The sequence below is a fragment of the Bradyrhizobium oropedii genome (assembly GCF_020889685.1).
GTDB lineage: Bacteria > Pseudomonadota > Alphaproteobacteria > Rhizobiales > Xanthobacteraceae > Bradyrhizobium > Bradyrhizobium oropedii.
In genome coordinates, this window is sequence record NZ_JACMYO010000037.1 from 39,401 (window position 1) to 54,318 (window position 14,918).

Annotated in this window: 13 protein-coding genes; 7 read left to right on the plus strand and 6 right to left on the minus strand. The window is 65.0% G+C overall.

Annotation, left to right across the window (positions count from 1 at the left end; all coding sequences use genetic code 11):
- Window positions 1–101: 101 nt before the first annotated feature.
- From H8A95_RS13150 to H8A95_RS13165, 4 genes are all read right to left on the minus strand, one after another.
- A complete protein-coding gene (locus tag H8A95_RS13150; RefSeq protein ID WP_229183558.1) occupies window positions 102–3,326 on the minus strand; it encodes an efflux RND transporter permease subunit in 3,225 nt (1,074 codons plus the stop codon).
- Window positions 3,319–4,542, minus strand: coding sequence for an efflux RND transporter periplasmic adaptor subunit (locus H8A95_RS13155; RefSeq protein ID WP_229183559.1), 1,224 nt, complete (start codon window positions 4,540–4,542; stop codon window positions 3,319–3,321). The genes H8A95_RS13150 and H8A95_RS13155 overlap by 8 nt, the downstream gene beginning before the upstream one ends.
- A gap of 113 nt (window positions 4,543–4,655) precedes the next feature.
- Entirely contained in the window at window positions 4,656–5,024 is a 369-nt protein-coding gene (locus H8A95_RS13160; protein WP_229183560.1) for a hypothetical protein, read from the minus strand.
- A 74-nt stretch (window positions 5,025–5,098) separates the two neighbouring features.
- A complete protein-coding gene (locus H8A95_RS13165) occupies window positions 5,099–5,326 on the minus strand; it encodes a hypothetical protein (protein ID WP_229183570.1) in 228 nt (75 codons plus the stop codon).
- 92 nt (window positions 5,327–5,418) lie between these two features.
- Here H8A95_RS13165 and H8A95_RS13170 point away from each other — a divergent pair, with 92 nt between their 5' ends.
- The 4 genes from H8A95_RS13170 (at window position 5,419) to H8A95_RS13185 (ending at window position 9,999) form a co-directional block, all read left to right on the plus strand.
- Window positions 5,419–5,913, plus strand: a complete 495-nt coding sequence (locus H8A95_RS13170) for an ArsI/CadI family heavy metal resistance metalloenzyme (protein ID WP_229183561.1) — start codon at window positions 5,419–5,421, stop codon at window positions 5,911–5,913.
- A gap of 88 nt (window positions 5,914–6,001) precedes the next feature.
- The gene (locus tag H8A95_RS13175) at window positions 6,002–6,709 is read left to right on the plus strand and encodes a hypothetical protein (RefSeq protein WP_229183562.1); all 708 of its coding nucleotides are present in this window, start codon (window positions 6,002–6,004) and stop codon (window positions 6,707–6,709) included.
- Between the two features lie 136 nt (window positions 6,710–6,845).
- The gene (locus H8A95_RS13180) at window positions 6,846–9,557 is read left to right on the plus strand and encodes a bifunctional diguanylate cyclase/phosphodiesterase (protein WP_229183563.1); all 2,712 of its coding nucleotides are present in this window, start codon (window positions 6,846–6,848) and stop codon (window positions 9,555–9,557) included.
- A gap of 145 nt (window positions 9,558–9,702) precedes the next feature.
- Complete coding sequence (locus H8A95_RS13185) at window positions 9,703–9,999, plus strand: septal ring lytic transglycosylase RlpA family protein (RefSeq protein ID WP_229183564.1); 297 nt, start codon at window positions 9,703–9,705, stop codon at window positions 9,997–9,999.
- 18 nt (window positions 10,000–10,017) lie between these two features.
- Here H8A95_RS13185 and H8A95_RS13190 read toward each other — a convergent pair whose 3' ends face one another.
- Both H8A95_RS13190 and H8A95_RS13195 read right to left on the minus strand, forming a co-directional pair.
- Window positions 10,018–12,486 (minus strand): PAS domain-containing hybrid sensor histidine kinase/response regulator, encoded by a 2,469-nt coding sequence (locus H8A95_RS13190; protein ID WP_229183565.1) that lies wholly within the window; start codon window positions 12,484–12,486, stop codon window positions 10,018–10,020.
- Window positions 12,487–12,660: 174 nt separating this feature from the next.
- Window positions 12,661–13,458 carry a thermonuclease family protein gene (locus tag H8A95_RS13195; RefSeq protein ID WP_229183566.1) on the minus strand — a complete coding sequence of 266 codons (798 nt, stop codon included), beginning with the start codon at window positions 13,456–13,458 and terminating at the stop codon, window positions 12,661–12,663.
- Window positions 13,459–13,616: 158 nt separating this feature from the next.
- Between H8A95_RS13195 and H8A95_RS43790 the strand changes: the two genes are divergently transcribed.
- The 3 genes from H8A95_RS43790 to H8A95_RS13205 form a co-directional block, all read left to right on the plus strand.
- Entirely contained in the window at window positions 13,617–13,745 is a 129-nt protein-coding gene (locus tag H8A95_RS43790; RefSeq protein WP_274617411.1) for a hypothetical protein, read from the plus strand.
- 53 nt (window positions 13,746–13,798) lie between these two features.
- Window positions 13,799–14,005: a hypothetical protein gene (locus H8A95_RS13200; RefSeq protein ID WP_016840474.1), complete on the plus strand. Its 207-nt coding sequence runs from the start codon at window positions 13,799–13,801 to the stop codon at window positions 14,003–14,005.
- Between the two features lie 192 nt (window positions 14,006–14,197).
- The coding region (locus H8A95_RS13205; RefSeq protein WP_229183567.1) for a biotin carboxylase N-terminal domain-containing protein at window positions 14,198–14,918 on the plus strand (721 nt) is incomplete at its 3' end.

A 14,918-nucleotide genomic window follows, 5' to 3' on the forward strand; every position in this document is an offset into this window, starting at 1 on the left:
CGCTGCCTTCGTTTAGTTTTGCCATATGACAGAAATGTTACAGCGCCTGTTCGGCGCTGTAACTGCCGGATTTTTCATGCGGACTGCCAGCCGACGAGCCGTCATTCCGCAGGCTGAATCGCGGTTTTCTCACTGCGCGCAGCACTGCCGGCATGCCCGTACCGTGCATAGAGCGCGGGCAGCACGGCGAGCGTCAGCAGGGTCGCACTGATCAGGCCGCCGATCACGACGGTCGCGAGCGGCTTCTGCACCTCGGCACCGGTGCCGGTAGCGAATGCCATCGGCACGAAGCCGAGCGAGGCCACCAGCGCGGTCATCACCACGGGCCGGAAGCGGGTGAGGGCGCCTTGCTCGATGGCGTCGCGCATCGGCACCCCTTGCTCGCGCAATTGCCGGACGAAGCTCAGCATCACGAGCCCGTTGAGCACCGCAACGCCCGACAGTGCGATGAAGCCGACCGCCGCCGAGATCGAGAACGGCATGCCGCGCAGCCACAGCGCCGCGATGCCGCCGGTGAGCGCCAGCGGCACCGCGCTGAACACCAAGAGCGCATCGCGCGCCGAGCCCATCGCCGCCAGCAGCAACAGGAAGATCATCGCAAAGCAGGCCGGCACCACGACGGCAAGGCGCTGGCGCGCGGCAGCGAGATTCTCGGACTGTCCGCCCCAGGTCATCCAGTAGCCGGGCGGCAGCTGCACCGATTGCGCGACTTTCGTCTGTGCTTCCTCGACCACCGAGCCAAGGTCGCGGCCGCGGACATTGGCGGTCACCACGATGCGGCGCTTGCCGTTCTCGCGGCTGATCTGGTTCGGACCTTCGGTGAAGGAGAACTGGGCGACGCGGTTGAGCGGCAGGCTCTGCACCGGCGAGCTCGGCGTCGCCTTCGGCAACGCGACGGGCAGGTTGCTCAACGCCTCGAGATCGGAGCGCACGCTCTCCGGCAACCGCACCACGATGTCGAAGCTGCGATCGCCCTCGTACACGACGCCGGCATCCTGGCCACCGACCGCGGCGCCGATCACGTCCTGGACCGCCGAGACGCTCAACCCACGTCGGGCGATCGCGGCCTTGTCGATCTTGATCTCCAGCACGGGCAGGCCACTGGCCTGTTCGACCTTGACGTCGGTCGCCCCCCGCACGCTGCGCAGCGCGGCGGCAATCTGGTTGGCCGCCTTCTGCATCGGCTCGAACTCGTCGCCGAACACCTTGACCGCGATGTCGCCGCGAACCCCGGCGAGCAGTTCGTTAAAGCGCATCTGGATCGGCTGGGTGAATTCATAGACGTTGCCGGGCAGCCGCCCGACCGCCTTCGAGATCTCCTCGATCAACTGCTCCTTGGTCAGCGATGGATCCGGCCACTGCGCGCGCGGCTTGAGGATGATGAAGGTGTCGGATGCGTTCGGCGGCATCGGGTCGCTCGCCACCTCGGCGGTGCCGGTCTTCGAGAACACGAACGACACCTGCGGGAAGCGGCTGACCGCCTTCTCGACCGAGAGCTGCATCGCCTGCGATTGCGACAGCGCGGTGCTCGGAATCCTGAGTGCGTGCATCGCGATGTTCTTCTCATCGAGCGAGGGGATGAACTCCTGGCCGAGGCGGAAGAAGGCGAACAGGGCGCTCGCGAACAGCACCACCGCCACCGCGATGACGGGGATGGGCGTTGTCACCGCGCGCCGCAGCAGCCGGCTGTACCAGCGCTTCAGGGCGGCGACGAGCCAGTTCTCCTTCTCCTGCACGCGGCCGGTGATGCCAATCGCGATCAGCGCGGGCACCAGCGTCAGCGACAGCACGAAGGCGGCGGCCAGCGCGAGGATCACGGTCAGCGCCATCGGCTCGAACATCTTGCCCTCGACGCCGGTGAAGGTGAGCAGCGGCACATAGACCAGCAGGATGATGGCCTGGCCGTAGAGGCTCGGCTGTACCATTTCCACGGCCGACGCGCGCACCGTCGCCAGCCGTTCGTCGCGCGTCAGCACGCGGCCGAGCGCGTGCTGCTTCTCGGCGAGATGACGCAGGCTGTTCTCGGTGATGATGACGGCACCGTCGACGATCAGGCCGAAATCCAGCGCGCCGAGGCTCATCAGATTGGCGCTGATGCGGCCCTGCCACATCCCGATCGCTGTCATCAGCATCGCGATCGGGATCACCAGCGCGGTGATCAGCGCCGCGCGGAAGTTTCCGAGAAGGACAAAGAGCACCGCGATCACGAGCAGCGCGCCCTCAGAGAGGTTGCGCGCCACGGTGCCGATGGTCGCATCGACCAGCTGGGTGCGGTCCAGCACCGTCTCGACCTTGACGCCTGCCGGCAGGGACGGCGTGATCGCACGCAGCTTGGCGTCGACCGCGGCCGACACCGTGCGGCTGTTGGCGCCGATCAGCATCAGCGCGGTGCCGACCACGACCTCGCGGCCGTTCTCGCTGGCGCTGCCGGTGCGCGTCTCGCCGCCGATCGAGAGCGTGGCGAGGTCGCGGATCCGGACCGGGACGCCGCCGCGGGTGGTGACGACGACGGCGCCGAGTTCATCGATGTTCTCGAGCCGGCCGCCGGAGCGGACCACGAAGCCTTCGCCGTTGCGCTCAATGTAGCGCGCGCCGCGGCTGACATTGTTGCTTTCGATCGCCTTGGCGACATCGGCAAAGGTGAGGCCGAGCGCGATCAGCTTCGCGGCATCGGGATGGACCTGATACTGCTTGAGGTATCCGCCGATCGAATCGACGCCGGCGACACCCGGCACCATCTTGATCTGCGGCTTGATGATCCAGTCCTGCACCGTGCGCAGATAGGCGTCCTTCTCGACCTCGCTTTGCAGCACCTGGCCGTCCGCCGTCAGGAAGCGGCCGTCGCTTTGCAGGCCCGGCGCGCCGTCGGTCTCGACCTTCTGGCCGGAGTAATGGACGGTCCACATGTAGATCTCGCCGAGGCCAGTCGAGGTCGGCCCGATGCGCGGCTCGATGCCTTGTGGCAGGCGGGCGCGCACTTCGGTCAGGCGTTCGCCGACCTGCTGGCGGGCGAAATAGATGTCGGTGGATTCGCTGAACACTGCCGTGATCTGCGAGAAGCCGTTACGCGACAAAGACCGCGTGCTCTCCAGCCCCGGCGCGCCGGCGAGCGCCGTTTCGATCGGGAAGGTGATCTGCTTCTCGATCTCCGCCGGCGACAGCGCCGGGGCCACGGTGTTGATCTGCACCTGCTTGTTGGTGATGTCGGGCACCGCGTCGATCGGCAGCCTGGTCAGCGCGATGCCGCCGATGAACATCAGGACCGCCGCCAGGGTGACGACGACCCAGCGCCGCTGGATCGCAAGAGCGATGATGCGCTCAATCATGGCCGTGCTCCGCTTCGTCCTTCTCGACCTCTGCCTTCAGCGTGAAGGTGTTCTGCACCGCGATGGTCTCGCCGGCGGCAAGGCCGGTGACGATCTCGATGTCGTCGTCGTCCTCGCGGCCGGTGCGTACCGACCGCGCCTCGAAGCCGTCGGCATCGCGGACGAACACGGTCGGCGTCCCCTTGATGGTTTGGATCGCCTTCTTCGAGACGATCACGGCCGATGCCGCACCTGACAGCGGGACCTCCGCGGTGACGAAGGTGCCCGGCTTCCAGCGGTGATCCTTGTTGGGCATGGTCGCGATCACGCGGGCGTTGCGGGTCTCGCGGTCGAGCAGGGGGCTGACGAAGATCACGCCGGCGTTGGCTTCATCCTCGGTGCCGATGGCACGGATCTTGACCGAAACGCCTTCGCGCACCGCGCTGATGTCTTCCGGCGAAACCGCCAGATCGACCCAGATGTCGTCGAGATTGACGATGACGTAGAGCTCGCTTTCCTGGCCTTCGCGCCCGATCAAGCCGCCGAGATCGACGCGCCGTTCGGACACCCGGCCGCTGATCGGTGCGCGCAAGAACTGCGTCCGCAGGCTTTCCGGGGGCTGGTTCGGCAGGTCGGCGATTTCGCCCTCCGACAGACCCAGCGCAAACAGTTTCTGCCGCGCGCCGTCGAGCTTGATCTGGGCGTCGTTCGCGGTCAGCCGCGTGCGCAGGAACTCGTTTTCCGAGACGATGCGGGTCTCGACCAGCGTCTTCTGTCGCGCGTAGAGCGTCTGCTGCAGGTCGTTGGTGAGCCGCGCGGCGAGGTATTCGCTCTTGGCGTCGGCCACCTCGCGGCTTTCGATCGCAGCGACAATCTCGCCTTTCTCGACCACGTCGCCGAGACGCTTGCGCAGTTCCGTGACCGTCGCGAGCACGCGCACCGAGACGCGGCCGATGTGGTCGGCGTCAGGGATCAATGATCCCGGCGCGAGGAAATGCCGCTTCAGCATGCCGCCGCCGGCTTGCGCGAGCGCGATGCCGGATTCGCGAATCTGGTCTTCGCTCAGCTCGATATGTCCCGGGGACTCATGCTTGGCTTCGGCCTTCTGTGGACTCTCGGACGCGGTCTGCTGCGTCGTGGCCGGGAACTTGACCGGCCAGCCGATGCCTCCGGCTGCCAGAAAGACCAGTGCAATGCCGGCGGCTACGCCGGCGAAAAATAGAACAACCCGTTTCATGTGCGCCTCTCCGCAGCGCCGGCCGATGGCCGTGCGCTGTCGCGACATCGATCTGTGCGGAAGCGTGCGCGCCGCCGAATGGCAGTCGCGCACGGCCGGTCATGCCGACCGGATCAGGCGCGGGGTGGTTTGAAGGGAGAGAGGCGCTCGGCCGATGCCGTCAGCGCGATGCTGCTGTCGCCATAGCGATGCGGCGCATAGGCGATCGGGAATGCGGTTTCCTGCGGAGCGACCGAGGCGACGAGCGTCAGGCAGTGATCGCCATGCAGTGAGGCCGGATGCGCGGGAGCCTTGCCGCCGGTGTCGTTGATCGACTGTGCGATTGCGAAGCCGGGAGCGGCATCGTCATCGCCGTCGAAGGCCCAGCCGTGGAAGAACGACAGCACGAGCGCAAGCGAGATCAGTCCCGCAAGCAGGCTGCGCCAGCGGCGCGGTCCCGTTGCGTGAGAGGAAGACTGAATCATGCTGCGCGAAGCGGCCATGGCGCCTGCTTAGCGCCGTAGCCGCGTGCATTCAAGTTCCTCGCCGCGACAGATTGGCCGCGGATGCTATAACGTTACACGCCGTCGGCGGCTCGGCGCAGCAACCACCGGCGCGCGGCGACGACGGCCCAGATCGCCTCGACCAGGCCGAACGGCCAGGCGCCTTGCAGGAAACCGTAGACCGAGCCCAGCGCGCAGGAAACCGCGAAGGCCAGGATGAACCAGGGGCTGCGATCTTCGGCCGCGTAGCAGACGAGCATCGTGGTCACAGCGAACAAACCGAACAGCGCAAGTGCGTCCATCGCGTGGTAGAACCCCGTCACATCGATGTTGATATCTGAGCATGCTTGGGATGGAATATCCATCCAGCGTCGCCGCCCGAAAGGAATGCCTCATGAAGCGCATGCATGTTCACGTCGCCGTCAAGGACATCCCGCAGTCGGTCGGCTTCTATTCGGCGCTGTTCGGCGCCGAGCCAACGGTTGTCAAATCCGACTATGCCAAATGGATGCTCGACGACCCCCGTGTCAACTTCGCGATCTCGACCCGCGGCCGCGAGCCGGGCCTCGATCATCTCGGCATCCAGGTGGAGAGCGCCGAAGAGCTCGGCGAGGTCTATGGACGGCTGCGCAAGGCAGGCGGCGAGGTGATCGAGCAGGGGCATACGGTGTGCTGTTACGCCAAGTCGGAGAAGTCGTGGATCGACGATCCGGCAGGGATCGCCTGGGAGACCTTCCACACCACCGGCGAGAGCATCGTCTATGGCGACGGCAGCGGCGAGCGGACCGCGCGCGTGGCGCGTGAGGAGCAGGACGGCAAGCAGAGCGCATGTTGCGCGCCGCAGCCGCAGGCCGCGCCACCCGAGGCTTCGGCTTGGTGCAAGCCGTGAGCTTGAGCGCCCGCGCACTCGAATGCCAAGGGGGCGAGGCTCTTGTAGCCCGGATGAAGCGCAGCGAAATCCGGGAGCGCGCTAACCGTTGAAACGGCTCCCCGGATTGCGCGGAGCCTGTCATCGGGCGCGCATTCGCGCGACCCGTTGGCTTCATCCGGGCTACGCATCACCAGTGGAGCGTCCCGTCGACGCAACCGATTACCGCTGTAAGCAAAGGCTTAATGCCTGCGACATATTATCCCGGCGTCGACTCCCCCTCCGTGCTAACAGCCCCTTAACCATGCGGCTCTTGCCACTCAAGGATCCTGAGCGGTCCTGGCGTCACATCAAGGCACAATGGAAGAAGGACGCTGAAGGCGTCGGAGAGGATTTTGCCACTTTTGGCGGCATCGCCGCGTTCGAAGCGCTGACCGCCAGGGAGGGGGAGAGTCAGGGTCTGTATCATCTGACAGATGGAGAGCGGGTCCACGCGGTCTGCCAGGTCCGGCGTCTGTTGATGAGCCGATATACGGCGCCGGCCCTCAGCGCGCGCTTCGTCAACGTGTCTCCGATTTACGATCTCGGCCTCGCCGATACCGCCGATTACGCGCAAATGCTCGTGGCGCTGTTCTCCGGCGTCGTCTGGCTGTCGCGTGACGCATTGTCGGCCAACCACATCCGCTTTCTCCTGAAGTCGCCGGGTGACTCGCAATTCTTCGCCGCGCTCAAGGCCGTGACGCCGTTCTCGCCATTCTCGAAATTCACCATCGACGGCGCATTGATCGAGTGCAGCCTGAAGGAGGCGACGGCATAGCCTGTGGCGGTCGCCTCCTGACGATTGCGTGCCGATCGCGTCCGTGTCCGCATTCCCCTTAACCGCTCGATAACTGATTTTCCTAACGACCCCTTGGGTTGTGCTCCAGTAGAAGGGCACCCACAGGGGCAGGAAAATGTCGGTTGTCGAAACGAACAGCGTGATGCCGGAACAGCGGCAGCTGTCGAACAAGGGTGTGTCGCGCGCCGCGAGGATGGGCGCCATTCAGTGGCTCGTTCTGAGTGCCGCGCTGCTGGTGCTCGCGATCACGCTTGGCACCGGTTACCTCGCGCTGCAGTTCCGCGAACGCGCGCTCGAGGTGTCGGAGCGCGAGCTCAACAATACCGCGCTCCTGCTGTCGCGGCATTTCGACCAGCAGCTCAGCGATCTCCAGCATGTCCATGACGACATCCTGAATCATCTGCGGTCGGAGCAGGTCGAGACCGCCGATCAGTTCGAGAAAAGCATGTCGCTGCTCAGCGCGCACGAGATGCTGCGCACGCGGCTGGGCGCGCTGCCGCATGTCGGCGGGCTCAATCTGTTCAACGCCAAGGGATGGCTGATCAACTCGTCCGAGATGTGGCCGGTGCCCGACATCAGCATCGCGGACCGGCGCTACTTCCAGGAGTTCACGTCGGGGCGGCCGACATCGCCCGTGATCGTCGAGCCCGCGATGAGCAAGGTGACCGGCAACTGGACCACGGTCTTTGCCCGCAAGATCACCGGGCGCAATGGCGAGATCATCGGCTTTGCGAGCCGCGGCGTCGAGCCCAGCCATTTCGAGGATTTCGTCGCGTCGCTGGCGCTGAACGGCGACACCGTGATTTCGATGATCCATCGCGACGGCACGATCATCGCGCGCTATCCGCAGGATCCGAGCGTGGTCGGCAGCAACATCGCCGACCAGTCGCTGTTCCGCAAGATCATCGGCCTGGGCGGCAACACGTCCGGGCGGTTCATCGGCGCTGCCGGCGAGGAGAATGTCGGCGCGGTCAGGTCGCTGTCGCACTTTCCGATCCTGATCCTGGCCACCACGAAGACCTCCAGCGCGCTGGAGGATTGGCGCGCCCAGACCAAGCTGCAGTTCTGCGCCGCGGTGCTTGCGGTGCTGATCGTGATCATGATGGTCTTCCTGATCGTCCGCCAGTTGCAGCGGCAGCACGATGCGGCGCAGCGCCGGCTGTCCGAGAAGAGCCAGCACCTCGACACCGCGATCAACACCATGACGCAGGGGCTGCTGCTGTTCGACGCCTCGGCGCGGCTCGTGATCTGCAACCAGCAATATATCGATATGTTCGGCCTGTCGCCCGACATCGTCAAACCCGGATGCCATCTGCGCGACCTGATCCTGCATCGTCAGGCGCTCGGCTCGTTCATCGGTGATGTCGATGCCTACTGCGTCCGCTTCACCGATCCCAGGGGTGACCAGGTCCGGGACTCGTTGATCATGACGCCCGACGGCCGCAGCATCCGCCTGATCTACAAGCGCGCGCCGGACGGCGGCTGGGCCACGACGCTCGAGGACGTCACCGACGGGCGGCGTGCGCAGGCGCGGATCGAGTATCTCGCGCATTACGATGCCCTGACCAATCTGCCGAACCGGACGCTGTTCCAGCGCCACGCGGAAGAGCTGTTGCGCGAGGCAGTGGTGCGCGAATTCGCGATCCACTATATCGATATCGACGAGTTCAAGCGGATCAACGACACGCTCGGCCATCCGATCGGCGACGAATTCCTGCGCCGTGTGGCCGAGAAGCTGCGGCAGTCGGTCGGATCGAACGACTTCATCGCGCGCCTCGGCGGCGACGAGTTCGCGATCGTCCAGCACGATATCACCTCGGACGACGACGTCAGCGATCTGGTCGCGCGCGTCTATCAGTCGCTGCGCACACCGTTCGACTGCCTCGGTCATCGCCTGTCGAGCGATGCCAGCATCGGCATTGCGATCGCCCCGCGTCACGGCTCCGACCTGTTCGGCCTGCTCAAATGCGCCGACCTCGCGATGTACGCGGCCAAGGCCGCCGGCCGCAGGACCTATCGCTTCTTCGATCCGGCGATGGAGAAGCAGGCCAATCTGCGCCGTGCACTGGAGGCTGACCTGCGAACCGCGCTGGCCGAGGGCGGCTTCGAATTGCATTACCAGCCGCTGGTCGACCTGCGCAGCGACGAGGTGACCGGCTGCGAGGCGCTGCTGCGCTGGCGGCATCCGGCGCGCGGGATGATCTCGCCGGCGGAGTTTATACCGGTTGCCGAGGAAACCGGGTTGATCGAGGAGATCGGGCAGTGGGTGTTGCGCACCGCCTGCATCGAGGCCGCGACCTGGCCGGCGCATGTACGCCTTGCGGTCAACGTCTCCCCGATCCAGTTCAAGTCGGAGACGCTGGCGCTGAAGGTTGCAAATGCGCTTGCCGAGAGCGGGCTCGACCCGCGCAGGCTCGAGCTCGAGATCACCGAAGCCGTGCTGATCGCCGATGACGATGCGGCACTGGTCACGCTCGGCCAGCTCCGCGAGCTCGGCGTCCACATCGCGCTCGACGATTTCGGCACCGGCTACTCGTCGCTGCAATATCTGCAGCGCTTCCCGTTCGACAAGATCAAGATCGACCGCAGCTTCGTCAAGGAAGTGACCCGCAACTCAGGCTCGGCCTCGATCATCCGCGCGGTGGTCTCGATCGCCGCCGACCGCAACATGATCACGACCGCGGAAGGCGTCGAGACCGATCAGCAGCGCGACACTGTGCAGATGCTCGGCTGCACGCAGATGCAGGGCTACTTGTTCAGCAAGCCGGTTCCTGCGCAGGATGTCCGGACACTGCTCGCGGCCGATGGCGTCGAGGACGCCGCCTGAGCGAGCCGCCATCGCCCAGGCCCTAAGCGTCACGCCCGCGCTTTCCGCAGAGAAAGTTCCAAAAAATCCACCTGCCGATGCGACGGATGCGGAACCGAAATCGTGGAACCGCGTTCCATTGCGGGGCTCGACCGGCAGGCAATCAATGAAAACCGCAATAACGTCCGCGGCCATGCTGCTGTTTACCTCGTGCATGGCGAACGCAGAGAGTGGCCTTGCGTCCTATTATCATGGCATCGGCAGGAGCGGCGAGATGACCTGCGCGCATCGCAGGCGGCCGTTCGGCAGCATGGTCACCGTATCCTATCGCGGGAAGTCGATCCGCTGCCGGGTCAACGACCGCGGCCCGTTCATTCGCGGACGGATCATCGACGTCTCGACCACAGCGGCCCGGGCACTCGGCATCCTGCAGCTCGGCGTTGCGCATGTGGTGATCGAGTAGGGCGCGCCGGACCCGCGGTCAGGACTTCGGAGCGGTCGCCCGCTGCTCGGCGATCGCCTTGCGGAGCGTGCGCGACAGCGCCTCGACCGAATAGGGCTTCTGGATCAACTCGAAGCCGCTGTGCGCGTTCTCGGCGAGCACGTTGCTGTAGCCGCTGGTCAGCACCACCGGCAGCCCGGGAAACCGATCGCGGATGACCCCGGCAAGCTCGACCCCGTTCATGCCGGGCATGATCACGTCGGAGAACACGAGGTCGGCGGCGAACTCGTTCTCCGAGAGGATCGAGAGTGCAGCATTGGCATTGGCCGCGCGCTTGACCGAGTAGCCGAGATCCTCGAGCAGCTCGGTGGAGAACTGGCCGACGTCGTCATTGTCCTCCACCACGAGGACACGATAGCCGCGGCCGATCGAGGTTTGCTCGGTGCCCGCGTTGGTTGCGATCTTGATATCTGCTGGACGCATCGCCTGCGGCAGATAGATGGTGAAGGTCGCGCCGTGACCGGGCGTAGAGGTGACCTCGATGTCGCCGTCGGATTGCTTGACGAAGCCGAAGGCCTGACTCAATCCGAGGCCGGTGCCCTTGCCGACCTCCTTGGTCGTGAAGAACGGTTCGAAGATCGCGTCGAGATTTTCCGGCGAGATACCGGTGCCGGTATCCTGGATCGACACGGTCACGAAATCGCCGCTGCGCGAGGCCTGGGCGCGCAGGGCAGGGATGTGCTTGACCTTCCTGACGCCGATCGTCAGCAGGCCTTCGCCGTTCATGGCATCGCGGCCGTTGACCGCGAGATTGATCATTGCCGTCTCGAACTGCCCGATATCGGCGATTGCGAAACAGTCGGGATCTTCGATCCTGACCTCGATGTGAATCCGTGCGCCGACCAGCGGGCGGATCAGCTGCGTGACGCTGTCGACCTGCGTCCCGACATTGAATACTTCGGGATTGAGCGGTTGCCGGCGCGCAAATGCCAACAATTGCGCGGTGAGCTTGGAGGCCCGCTCAACGGTCTCAGAGATCGCGTCGATGTAGCGGCGGCGGCGTTCGTCCGGCAGCTCGCGGCGGCGCAGGAAGTCGGTCGCGGAGCGAATGATGGTGAGCAGATTGTTGAAGTCATGCGCGACGCCGCCGGTGAGCTGGCCGACCGCTTCCATCTTCTGCGATTGCCGCAGCGCTTCCTCGCCGCGGCGCCGTTCGGTGATGTCGACAGCCTCCGGCACCGCGCCGACGATCGTGCCGTGCTGATCCTGCAGCGGCCGCATCGCGAAGTCGAAATAGCGCTCGCCGATCGGCAGCTGCAGTTGCAGCTCGATCTTGACCTCTTCGCCACGCATGGCAGTCGTAAAGGCATTCTGGATCACGCGCGGCATGCCATCGGTCGCGGCGAACCACGGCGTGTCCCAGAATGGCTTGCCGACGACATCGGCGGCATCGGCGCGAATTCCGGCCAGCGCGGTCTGGTTGGTGTAGAGCAGGTCGCCGTCGCGGTTGAGCAGCATCTGATATTGATGGCTGGTTTCCAGGATCGCGCGGGTCTGGGCTTCGCGGGATTCGAGCTGCGCGGTGCGCTCCAGGATGCGCCGTTCCAGCGATTCGTTGAGCTTGCGCAGCTCGATTTCGGCTTCCTTGGCGGCCGTGATGTCATGGGCGACGCCGATGAAGCCGATATGCTTGCCGTTCGGATCCCAGCGCGGCTGCGACTCCGAACGCAGCCAGCGCCAATCGCCGGTCGCGTTGCGATAGCGCGCCTCGAGCACGAACGGCTTCAGCGAGAGCTCGCCGGTGATCTGCTCCTGCAGGATGTTCGGTAGATCATCCGGATGCAGCGCCTTGCGCCAGTCGAACACGACCGCTTCTTCGAACGGCAGCCCGAGGAAGTCGAGATAGGCCTGGTTGGCGAACGAGCGGGTGCGGTCGAGCTTGGTCACCCAGATCGGCACCGGCGCGCTGTCCGCGATCAGGCGGAAGCGCTCCTCGCTCTCGCGCAGGGTTTCCTGCGCCAGCATCTGATCGGTGACGTCGAGATCGGCGCCGACCAGCCGCAGCGCGCGGCCGTTGCGATCACGGTCGATCTTGGCGACGACGCGGATCCAGCGGCTCTCGCCGTCGTTCGGGCGGATGATGCGGTATTCGGCCGTGTAATCCTCACCGCCGGCCTTGAGCACGGCGAACAGGTGCTGGATCGTTCGCTCGCGATCGTCGGGATGGATGCGCGCGACCCAGTTCTCATAGGTCTCGTTGACCTCTTCGGGCGGCAGGCCGTGGACCAGCAGATATTCGGGAGAGCGGCGGTTGCGCACGCCGTCGCGGAAGTCGATCTCGAGCCCGCCGACCCGCGCGATGCGCTGGATCCGCGCCAGCTCGGCCTCGCGCTCCTGGAGTTCGCGATGGGCACGATCGCGTTCGCGTGCGATCTCCTCAAGGTGCTGCCGCAGCCGTTCGGCTGCCGCAGCTTCGGGAAGCACATCAGAGGGATCGGGAGGGGTCATACGCGCCGGCAACCTCTAGGCGCAGTGTCACACAGGACGAGGCGGCTTTGCCAGTGTGATTTGTCGCGATCAATTGCCACCGTCATTCCGGGGCGATGCGAAGCGTCGAACCCGGAATCTCGAGATTCCGGGTTCGCTTCGCGCCTCGGAATGACGATGCAATCCGCTTGCCCGTCACTTGTTCTTGGGCGGACGGCAATTATACGCCCGGCGGAACCCGGCGGCCTGCGCATCCTCCTCGGAGCAGAACCAGCGATCCGGATTGCCGAGGCCCGGGTAACTGCGGCATACCTGCAAATGATAGATGCCGACATTGCCGGTGACGCGGGCGCGTACGGCGTACTTGCCCTTGATGTTGCAGCTTGCCGGCATCGGCAGGTCGCTGGGAAAGAGTGCATCGCGGATCTGCGTGTCGCGATCGGCCGGGCAGGCGTTGCCGAGCAGCGCGCCATCCTTCTTGGCGTTGCGAAAATCGCGCGGCGCCACGAAGCAGCCTTTCCATAGCCCGGCACGGTTGTCCTTGGCGGTGGCCTCATCCGGCTTGAATCGGCCAGTGGCCGATCCTTCGACATTGAGGGCGTAACCCTTCTGGACCAGCACCTGGCTGAGGCTGGTCGGGTCACCCTCGATCTTGCAGACGCCGAGGCGGCGCTTCTTGAAGGTCGGATCGACGCCGATATCGTCGCAGTGAATTGGCTTGCCGCCGATCAGCTTGGTGAGCTGATCGCGCGCTTCGATCCCGCAGGTCCAGACGTCGGCATGCTCGTCGATGCAGAGCTGGTCGACCGCCGGCGCGTCGATGCCGTCGAGCCGATAGGTCGTGTTGCCGAGCTGAACGGATCCGGCGTCCTTGATGACCGCCGTGGCGGAGGGGCCAGCGCTCGCCGCCAAGGCTGCGGTCGCAGACAGGACAGGGCTCGCGGACAGGAATGTCAGGAGAAGCGTCGTGATGACGGGATTTCGAAACCGCATTTTCTCACTTCAGATATTTGGCGGGCAGCCGGACTTCTAGCACAGGCAGGTACGATCCAACCAACGACTGTTCGCGAGAGGTGCGTGCGCGCCGTCACATCCCAATCGGCATTCCGCGGCGTAGAACGGCCGGACATTGCCATTGAAGCGATGCAGGCATGGCTGAGTTCATCGTCAACGTCCTCGTCGAGGTCGTCACCGGCATCTGGACCCTGCAATGCCTGGCGCGCTGGCGGCGGAAGAAAAGGGCGGCGCGGGAGATGGCGTCCGATCAAAGATCCGATTGACTTGATGAGAACAAAATAGGAACATGATGCACCACCTGAATCCCGGATACATCATGATGTCTGCACGGCCCGAATCTGACGACGATGACGGGCTGGAAGCGGCTGTCGATCAGGCGATTTCCGCCTGCGGCGGGAATCTACGCGCAACTATCCGGGCGCTGATCGTGGCCAATGAATTTCTGGAGAATGAGGTCAGCGAACTGATGAAGGCCGTTGCGAAGGCCCATTCCCGCGGCCGCTTCAAGACCTATTCGGGCTGAAATCTCCCTCGGCTACCGCCAAGGACTGACCGAGCATTGGCCAGGCACGGGGCAGGGTCTGCATTAGACCGTTGCCTCCGGGGCAATTTGCTGTACCAACGGAGTGGCCCGTGCCGGATTGCGCGGGGAGGAATCCTGCCAAAAAGCCCAAGTCCAAGAAGCCAAGTCCTAAGAAGCCCAAGCAAGAAGAGCATGTTCAAACGAATCCTGATCGCCAACCGCGGCGAGATCGCCTGCCGGGTCATCAAGACTGCGCGCCGTATGGGGATTGAGACGGTCGCCGTCTACTCCGAGGCCGACCGCGACGCGCTGCATGTCGAGATGGCCGACGAGGCCGTGTTGATCGGCCCGCCTGCCGCGGCCGAGAGCTATCTCTTGATCGACAAGATCGTCGAGGCCTGCCGCAAGACCGGCGCGCAGGCCGTGCATCCCGGCTACGGCTTCCTCTCCGAGCGCGGGGCGTTTCCGCGCGCGCTGGAAGCAGCCGGCATCGTCTTCATCGGCCCGAACCCCGGCGCGATCGCTGCGATGGGCGACAAGATCGAATCCAAGAAGGCGGCTGCGAAGGCGAAGGTCTCGACCGTGCCGGGCCACCTCGGTGTGATCGAGGACGACAAGCACGCGGTCCAGATCGCCGACGAGATCGGTTATCCCGTGATGATCAAGGCCTCCGCCGGCGGCGGCGGCAAGGGCATGCGCATCGCGCATTCGAAGGGAGAGGTCGCCGAAGGCTTCAACCTCGCCAAGGCCGAGGCGAAATCGTCGTTCGGCGACGACCGCGTCTTCATCGAGAAATTCATCGTCGATCCCCGGCACATCGAGATCCAGATCCTCGGCGACAAGCACGGCAACGTGATCTATCTCGGCGAGCGCGAGTGCTCGATCCAGCGCCGCAACCAGAAGGTCATCGAGG

What these genes read in the sequence shown, in the direction of transcription:
- H8A95_RS13155 (WP_229183559.1), bottom strand. Translation starts at nt 4,542, where the DNA reads ATGAAACGGGTTGTTCTATTTTTCGCCGGCGTAGCCGCCGGCATTGCA.
- H8A95_RS13185 (WP_229183564.1), top strand. Translation starts at nt 9,703, where the DNA reads ATGAAAACCGCAATAACGTCCGCGGCCATGCTGCTGTTTACCTCGTGC.
- H8A95_RS13195 (WP_229183566.1), bottom strand. Translation starts at nt 13,458, where the DNA reads ATGCGGTTTCGAAATCCCGTCATCACGACGCTTCTCCTGACATTCCTG.
- H8A95_RS13150 (WP_229183558.1), bottom strand. Translation starts at nt 3,326, where the DNA reads ATGATTGAGCGCATCATCGCTCTTGCGATCCAGCGGCGCTGGGTCGTC.
- H8A95_RS13165 (WP_229183570.1), bottom strand. Translation starts at nt 5,326, where the DNA reads ATGGACGCACTTGCGCTGTTCGGTTTGTTCGCTGTGACCACGATGCTC.
- H8A95_RS13200 (WP_016840474.1), top strand. Translation starts at nt 13,799, where the DNA reads ATGATGTCTGCACGGCCCGAATCTGACGACGATGACGGGCTGGAAGCG.
- H8A95_RS43790 (WP_274617411.1), top strand. Translation starts at nt 13,617, where the DNA reads ATGGCTGAGTTCATCGTCAACGTCCTCGTCGAGGTCGTCACCGGCATC.
- H8A95_RS13190 (WP_229183565.1), bottom strand. Translation starts at nt 12,486, where the DNA reads ATGACCCCTCCCGATCCCTCTGATGTGCTTCCCGAAGCTGCGGCAGCC.
- H8A95_RS13170 (WP_229183561.1), top strand. Translation starts at nt 5,419, where the DNA reads ATGAAGCGCATGCATGTTCACGTCGCCGTCAAGGACATCCCGCAGTCG.
- H8A95_RS13180 (WP_229183563.1), top strand. Translation starts at nt 6,846, where the DNA reads ATGTCGGTTGTCGAAACGAACAGCGTGATGCCGGAACAGCGGCAGCTG.
- H8A95_RS13160 (WP_229183560.1), bottom strand. Translation starts at nt 5,024, where the DNA reads ATGGCCGCTTCGCGCAGCATGATTCAGTCTTCCTCTCACGCAACGGGA.